The organism is Massilimicrobiota sp. SW1139 (assembly GCF_012027715.1).
GTDB lineage: Bacteria > Bacillota_I > Bacilli_A > Erysipelotrichales > Coprobacillaceae > Allocoprobacillus > Allocoprobacillus merdigallinarum.
Genome location: NZ_SJOR01000016.1, coordinates 40,934 through 48,304 on the forward strand (window position 1 = coordinate 40,934; position 7,371 = coordinate 48,304).

Annotated in this window: 11 protein-coding genes; 6 read left to right on the plus strand and 5 right to left on the minus strand. The window is 31.3% G+C overall.

Going from position 1 to position 7,371, the window contains the following annotated elements; translation table 11 throughout:
* Nucleotides 1-17: 17 nt before the first annotated feature.
* From E0K96_RS09100 to E0K96_RS09110, 3 genes are read right to left on the minus strand one after another with little or no spacing between them, the layout of a single operon-like run.
* Nucleotides 18-935: an SPFH domain-containing protein gene (locus E0K96_RS09100; protein ID WP_087297101.1), complete on the minus strand. Its 918-nt coding sequence runs from the start codon at nucleotides 933-935 to the stop codon at nucleotides 18-20.
* The gene (locus E0K96_RS09105; protein WP_087242998.1) at nucleotides 929-1,378 is read right to left on the minus strand and encodes an NfeD family protein; all 450 of its coding nucleotides are present in this window, start codon (nucleotides 1,376-1,378) and stop codon (nucleotides 929-931) included. Before E0K96_RS09105 ends, E0K96_RS09100 begins: the two co-directional genes overlap by 7 nt.
* 18 nt (nucleotides 1,379-1,396) lie before the next feature.
* On the minus strand, nucleotides 1,397-1,762 hold the full coding sequence (locus E0K96_RS09110) for a hypothetical protein (protein WP_087242996.1): 366 nt from the start codon (nucleotides 1,760-1,762) through the stop codon (nucleotides 1,397-1,399).
* A gap of 130 nt (nucleotides 1,763-1,892) precedes the next feature.
* Between E0K96_RS09110 and E0K96_RS09115 the strand changes: the two genes are divergently transcribed.
* The 4 genes from E0K96_RS09115 to E0K96_RS09130 are packed head-to-tail and all read left to right on the plus strand — an operon-like array spanning nucleotide 1,893 to nucleotide 4,090.
* Nucleotides 1,893-2,339 (plus strand): hypothetical protein, encoded by a 447-nt coding sequence (locus tag E0K96_RS09115; protein ID WP_087242994.1) that lies wholly within the window; start codon nucleotides 1,893-1,895, stop codon nucleotides 2,337-2,339.
* A complete protein-coding gene (locus E0K96_RS09120; RefSeq protein WP_168082683.1) occupies nucleotides 2,340-2,771 on the plus strand; it encodes a YbbN family protein in 432 nt (143 codons plus the stop codon).
* A 6-nt stretch (nucleotides 2,772-2,777) separates the two neighbouring features.
* Nucleotides 2,778-3,479, plus strand: coding sequence for a purine-nucleoside phosphorylase (gene deoD / locus E0K96_RS09125; RefSeq protein WP_168082685.1), 702 nt, complete (start codon nucleotides 2,778-2,780; stop codon nucleotides 3,477-3,479).
* Nucleotides 3,479-4,090, plus strand: coding sequence for an HAD family hydrolase (locus E0K96_RS09130; protein ID WP_087242988.1), 612 nt, complete (start codon nucleotides 3,479-3,481; stop codon nucleotides 4,088-4,090). Before deoD ends, E0K96_RS09130 begins: the two co-directional genes overlap by 1 nt.
* Nucleotides 4,091-4,154: 64 nt before the next feature.
* Here E0K96_RS09130 and E0K96_RS09135 read toward each other — a convergent pair whose 3' ends face one another.
* A complete protein-coding gene (locus E0K96_RS09135; protein WP_087242987.1) occupies nucleotides 4,155-4,349 on the minus strand; it encodes a DUF378 domain-containing protein in 195 nt (64 codons plus the stop codon).
* 94 nt (nucleotides 4,350-4,443) lie between these two features.
* Between E0K96_RS09135 and E0K96_RS09140 the strand changes: the two genes are divergently transcribed.
* On the plus strand, nucleotides 4,444-5,436 hold the full coding sequence (locus E0K96_RS09140; RefSeq protein ID WP_168082687.1) for a LolA family protein: 993 nt from the start codon (nucleotides 4,444-4,446) through the stop codon (nucleotides 5,434-5,436).
* Nucleotides 5,437-5,472: 36 nt separating this feature from the next.
* Entirely contained in the window at nucleotides 5,473-6,585 is a 1,113-nt protein-coding gene (gene alr / locus E0K96_RS09145) for an alanine racemase (RefSeq protein ID WP_240924488.1), read from the plus strand.
* Between the two features lie 247 nt (nucleotides 6,586-6,832).
* Here the strand turns inward: alr and E0K96_RS09150 are convergent, their stop codons facing one another.
* The gene (locus tag E0K96_RS09150; protein WP_168082689.1) at nucleotides 6,833-7,261 is read right to left on the minus strand and encodes a hypothetical protein; all 429 of its coding nucleotides are present in this window, start codon (nucleotides 7,259-7,261) and stop codon (nucleotides 6,833-6,835) included.
* Between the last annotated feature and the right edge of the window lie 110 nt (nucleotides 7,262-7,371).

The following is a 7,371-nucleotide window of genomic DNA, read 5'->3' on the forward strand; positions in this document are numbered from 1 at the left end:
TGCTTTGTTTTTTTTGTTTATTGTTTGTTTTTTGGATCTTTAACTATTTCGGCAATAGATGTTACAGCACCAGCCATACCTTGTAAATCAGTTGGAATAATGATTTTTGTTGATTCTCCTTTAGCAAGGTTTTCTAATGCTTTAAATCCTTCTAATGTAATATAAGCTTGTTGAGGTTGAGAACTATTGATATATTCGATACCTTTAGCTTGAGCTTCATAAACAAGTCTTAATGCCTCAGCTTCACCTTCAGCACGAGCAATCTGTGCTTCTTTTTCTGCAGTGGCTTCAAGAATCATAGATTCTTTTTTACCTTCAGCAGTTAAAATAGCAGCAGTTTTTTTACCTTCAGCCTGTAAGATGGCTTCACGTCTTTCACGTTCTGCACGCATTTGTTTTTCCATAGCTTCTTGAATATCACGTGGAGGAATAATGTTTTTAACTTCAACACGATGAATTTTAATTCCCCAAGGATCTGTAGCTTCATCAAGAATAGAACGCATTCTTGAGTTGATAATATCTCTAGATGTTAATGTTTCGTCAAGTTCAAGATCACCAATAATATTACGAAGTGTTGTGGCAGTTAAGGTTTCAATAGCATTCAATGGTCTGACAACACCATAAGTAAATAATTTTGGATCTGTGATTTGAAAATAAACAACAGTGTCAATTTGCATTGTGACATTATCTTTTGTAATCACAGGCTGAGGAGCAAAATCTAATACTTGTTCTTTTAAAGAAACTTTATTTGCGATTCTGTCAAGCAAAGGAATCATAATATGCAACCCAACTGTACATGTACGATTATAAGCTCCGATTCTTTCTACAACATATGCATAAGATTGAGGAATAATACGAATTGTTTTTGCGATAATGACAACAACTAATACAACTAATAAAATAATCCATAAATATCTAAAGATTCCATCTAACATGAAGTATCATCTCCTTTGTTTATTTTTTTTACGACAACATGTGAACCTTCAATTGAAATAACTTCAGCATAATCGCCAATTTGAATTGTTTCATTATTAAGGCTTGTTGCTGACCATAAGTTTCCCATGACTTTGACTTCACCTTTTTGATCAGCAGTAATTGTTTCAGTAACTAAACAATGTTTTCCAATCATACGATCAAGGTTTGTTTTGACAGTATTTCCACGTAAGTATTTTTTAGCCAGTGGTCTTGAGGCAACAATACAGACAATGGAAACAATCGCAAAAATAACAATTTGCAAAACTTCTCCAACACCAAAGAAATGACAGATTAATGCAGCGATGGCTCCAATCCCAAACCAGATACTGACCAAGTCAATTGTAATGGCTTCGACAATGACCGCAATGACAAGAATAATAGTCCATACAAGAGTAATTGACATAATCATTTCCCCTTTCTCTTATAGTTGAACAATCATAATAGAATGAACAATATCATATGTAGCCTTGTACTTATAACATTGCTGTTTTGAAAAATCTAGATCAAATTCCACACTGAGGTCTAATACAAATGATTTGTTAGAAATTCTTCCATAGCTTTTTCCTAGTGAAATACGATGTAATTGACTCTTTGGGTAAATATTTTCATCTATTTCCTGTTTGGTAACAGGTTTGATTCCAATTTGTCTAGCGGTTCTATCTATCCCTAAAAGAACATAATTCACGTCTTCAAAATGAACACAGGCTGCTTTGTTTAAAGTTAAATTTGTTTCATAAATGGTAACAGTCATTGTGGCTATATCATTTGTTGACCATTCAAAGTTCATTTATATCCTCCTCCTTAAATATATTATATTATTAAAATTATTTTTTTGCAACAAAATTAAAAAAGATTTTAAATGTGTGAGTATACAATTTGGATAAGATAGTTTATAATACATGTAAAAGGAGAAAAGAATGAAAAAGAAAATATTATTTATATTATCAATGATGTTATTAATGGGGTGTCAATCAAGTCAACAACCCATCAATAAAATAACATTAATTCAACCAGCGACATTGCTCTATTTTTATATTGAAACATGTTCAGAATGTCAATCTTTCCAGGATGATGCTATTCCATATTTACAAGAAACATTTGGAGATTCATTAACAATTCAACAATATGATCTTGATGATGAAGCGACACAGGCTGTTTATGAAGATGTCATTACACAGCTTGATCAGTTTGACCAATCGCTTTATGGGATGGGGCCAATGTATGCCTTAGATGGTTATTTTGCGAAAGTTGGCTATACTTCTGGTGATGAAGAATATTTAGTCAAAGATATTGATAACGCTATAAATGATAAAGCGTTAAGTGATGAATTAAGTGGACTACGTTTTCTTTATCAACAAGAATAATTGAAAAAGTTATTTCTTGTTTTATTGCTTTTTTTGAGTGGTTGTCAAAATCGACCACAATATTATTTATATGTTTATTATGCGAAAACATGTCCACATTGTCGTTCGTTTATTCAAGTTGTCATTCCTGATCTGGAAGAAGAATATGGTAGCCATATGGATATTATCCAGCTGGATATTGATGAGGAATCATCAATCGAATCTTATGCCAAGACCTGTCATTTATTAGAAGATTATGTTGTGAATGATAACTCAGGTAGTGTGCCTTTTATTGTATTAGATGGCTATTTTGCATGGGTAGGTTATCAGATGGGCGAAGATCAGGAATTTTTAGAAATGGTTCGTCAGGCTATTGCTGGAGAAGAATTATCAGTTGATAATCATGAAATATATTTTTTTAAAGAAGGTCAGACATTTCACGAAGGAGGATGATGAAAAATGTCAACACCACATAACCAAGCACAAAAAGGAGAAATTGCGAAAACTGTTTTAATGCCAGGAGATCCGTTGCGCGCTAAATTTTTAGCAGAACATTATTTAGAAGATGTACATCAATTTAATGCTGTAAGAAATATGTTTGGATATACAGGATTTTATCATGGTAAAAAAGTTTCTATTATGGGTTCTGGAATGGGACAACCATCTATAGGAATATATTCACATGAATTGTTTACGCAATATGATGTAGAAGCTATTATTCGTATTGGATCTTGCGGTTCTTTACAAAAAGATGTTCATTTAAGAGATATTATTATTGTACAAGGGTCTTGTACAGATAGTAATTTTGCTCATCAGTTTGAATTGCCAGGTACTTATTCTGCGATTAGTTCATATGATTTATTAGAAAAAGCTGTAGAACAGGCCAAATTGAAAGGTGCCAGCTATCATGTTGGAAATGTCATTGCATCTGATATTTTTTATCATGCTGATCAGAATTCAGGGAAAAAATGGGCATCTATGGGCTGCTTAGGTGTCGAAATGGAATCTTATGCTTTATTTGCAACAGCGGCTTATCTTGGTAAAAAAGCATTGACATTACTTACTGTTTCTGACTCTTTAGTGACTCAGGAAGAAACAACTGCTCAAGAAAGAGAACAGACATTTACGACAATGATGGAAATAGCTTTGGAGATTGCTTAATGTTAAAGAAAGTTGCTTTATATGATTTTGATAATACAATTGCTTCAGGAGATACAATCGTTCGTTTATTGAAATATGATTTAAAGAAGCATCCTGTACATTTTTTCTATTTTTTTAAAGTCGCATTTTATTACTTTTTATATTTATTACATATCAGTAGTTTTGAAAAAGCCAAATCTGCTTTATTGTTTCCACTTGATCATATGAATAATTCACAATTAAAAACATTTTATGAAAATGAAGTTGTTCCAAGCTATTATCCACATATGATCGAACAAATGGAAAAAGAGCATCAACAAGGCTATATTGTGATTGTCTGTACAGCTTCTTGTGAAGTTTATATGAAATATCATCAGTTACCTGCTGATTATTTAATAGGAACTCGAACACTCACAAAAAATGGTCAACCAACAAGCACAGTTATTGGTAAAAATTGTAAAGGTGAAGGAAAAGTACCACGTATTCTTGAATGTTTAAAATCACAGAATATTGAAATTGATTTTGAAAACTCTATTGGTTATTCTGATTCTACTTCAGATTTACCTATGTTAGCTCTTGTTAAAAATAGAAAAAGAATTGCTTTAAAGACTGGTCAAATAAGTGATTTTTAAAAAAATCATCATATAAAAAAGACAGAACGTCTAGAAGTTATACTTCAAACGTTTTGTCTTTTCTTTATCGATCTAAATCAGTAAATAACAACATAATATTAATAATACCAGCAATTCCTACAATCATATAGATAATGGCACTTAAAAGCGCATCGCCAAAAACAGCTTCTACAAGATTAAAATTAAAGAGGCCAATGAGTCCCCAGTTGATTGCACCAATAATGGTAAAAACTAAAGCAATTTTCTGTATCATATTCATTTTTTCTATCCTCCTAATGATATTATAACCAAACCTCATATCTTTATTCATAAAAACATTGACAAATCATAAGATGTGATGAGGAGGAATAATCATGAATAAAAAAATCATTGCTATTGCAGTGAGTGTGATTGTTGTGATTGTTATAGGTGTAAGCTGGTTTTTTTTGAAATCTACATCACTTAATGATTTGATTGAAGAAGCAAATCAATGTCAAAGTTATCAACTTGTAGGAAATATGGAGATGTTAGAGAATGATGAATTAAAATCTTATCAGGTCACATCAACTTTTGCACGTATTGATAAAAAAGATTATTATAAAGTTGAGCTTTACGATAAATCATTAAATCAATCACAAGTGATTGTTAGAAATGATGAAGGTGTGTTTGTCTTAACGCCATCACTGAATCAGGCTTTTCAATTTCAAAGCGAATGGCCTCATAATTCACCTAAACCATACATCTATCAATCACTTGTATCATTTTTAAAAGATAATAAATCTGAAAAAGTCAAAGATGGGTATCTGGTTCAAGGTGAAATGACTTATGAAAATGATGAACGTGTTAAAAGTCAGGAAGTGAAGTTTGATAAATCTTTAAAACCAGTATATATTAGTGTGTTTGATCAGGATGGAACAGAAGTTATTAAAGTTGAAGTCACATCTTTTGAAATGAATCAGGATATGAAAAAAGATAGCTTTTTACAAAACAATATCATTAAAGAAACAAAAACAGAATACACAGATAGTGTGGCAGCATCATTACCACTTTATCCAGTCTCTTTAATGGGATCAACACTAGAAAATGAAAAAGTATCTACAATTGATGATGAAATTAATCATATTTTAAAATTTACTGGTGAAAAATCATTTACTATCGTTGAAAAAACATCAAAAGAAAATGATGATTTACAAATTGAAAGTATTGATGGCAATATGATAGATATGATTGATGGAGTAGCTTTTGAAAATGATCAGCAAATGACATATATTTCATCAGGGGTTGTTTGTTCTCTTTATTCTAATGATTTAACATCACAAGAAAAACTCGCTGTTTTATCAAGTATGCAATCATCACAAGTGAAATAGGGGAAAACCCTATTTTTTCTTGAAAAAAAGAGTATGATGGATTATACTAAAACAATGAAAAGGGGTGAAAATGTGATACATTATCGTGATACCTATGCCTGCATTCGTCTAGATTATTTACAGGATAATGTTGAAACATTATATCAAAAAGTACGTAAACCGCTTATGGCCATCATTAAGGCTAACGCTTATGGACACGGTTATCAGCAGGTTGCCAATATTTTAAAGGATAATCCACATATTTCAATGTTTGGTGTTGCAACACTGAAAGAAGCTATTGATTTAAGAAAGATTGGGATTCAACAGGATATACTTGTTTTAGGTGCTATTCCTATTGAAGATTTGGATTTGGTTATTCATTATGATATTACTTTATCGCTATTTTCAAAGGAATATATGGCTGAAATTCAAAAGCTTTATCATCATCATAAACCTGTGAAAGTTCATATTAAAATAGATACTGGAATGAATCGTATTGGTTTGAAATCAAAAGCAGAATTTGAGGACATTTTGGCTTGTTGTCAAAATTCTATATTTCAGGTTGATGGTGTTTTTACGCATTTTGCAACTGCTGATGATGAGATGCAAAATGATGCTTATGAACAGCAAATTCAGATGTTTTATGATATTATTGGTCAACATTCTTTTCGATATATCCATTGCCAAAATTCAGCTGCTATGATGTATCATCAAGATGACCGCTCTAATTTGGCACGTATTGGTATAGCTATGTATGGCGTTGATCCATCTGGTGAAGAATGTCAAGCACTCAAACAGGTGATGTCTTTATATACACGTGTTTCAATGATAAAACAGGTTAAGAAGGGTGAACGCATTGGCTATGGACTCACATATACAGCTTTAGAAGATGAGTATATAGCCACATTACCTATTGGATATGCCGATGGATTGATTCGCGCGAATCAGGGTAGAGAAGTTTATATAGAGGGACATTATTATCCAATTGTTGGTAGAGTTTGTATGGATCAAATGATGGTTAAGGTCGATCAGAATGTTCATTTACATGATCGTGTGGAAATTTTTGGTGAACATATAACACTGGCTCGTATGGCTAAGGAATTGTCAACAATCCCATATGAAATTGTGTGTTTAGTGAGTGAACGTGTCGAAAGAATTTATAAAAAATAAAAATTCCATTGAAAAATATGATGGAGTTAAGAATATGATGATTTTTGAGGAGTATATAAATATGCTTCTCTTTTTTCTATATATGAGATAAGAGACAAAATATTTTTGTATGAAAAATAAAAGGTAAAAAGTCATATCTCAAGTTTGTCATTGTCATGGTCAGTGAGAATACAATAATAAAAACCAGAAGAGAATATCACTTCTGGTTAAAATAGTGTCAACTTCATTTTATAATATTGTTTATTTTTTATTCGAAATTTTCTTTAACGAAATCATATAAAGAATAATATTGATTGTATCCTTCTTTTTTGGCAGTCATCTTTCCATCTTTAATAATAAGAGTTGCTGGATAAGTTACATTTGTATCAAATGTTTTTTCTACATAACTGTCAATATTATCAACTTCAGATGTATCTAGATAATAAAAAGGTGTAGAACGATTTTTGGTTGTATATGTCGTCATGATGTCTTGATAACTGACCATTGTAGAATCAGTTGAATCTCCTAATACAACGACAAAATCTTTTTTATCTTCTATCATTTGAGTTAATCGACTTTCTGATACTGTCTTATAATCTTTAAATGTTGCCTGACGATATATAAAGAGTCCTAAGAATATCAAAAGTACTAATCCAAAGACACTAATTTCTTTTGCAAACTTCTTTATAAAATTCATGTTTGATGCCTCCTAATGTTCATATTCTAACAAATTTCAGGACATATGACAATAAGAAGATTGTGTGAATGTTTGGGCTTGTTTCAAAGTCTTGTTTCTTTTATAATAAA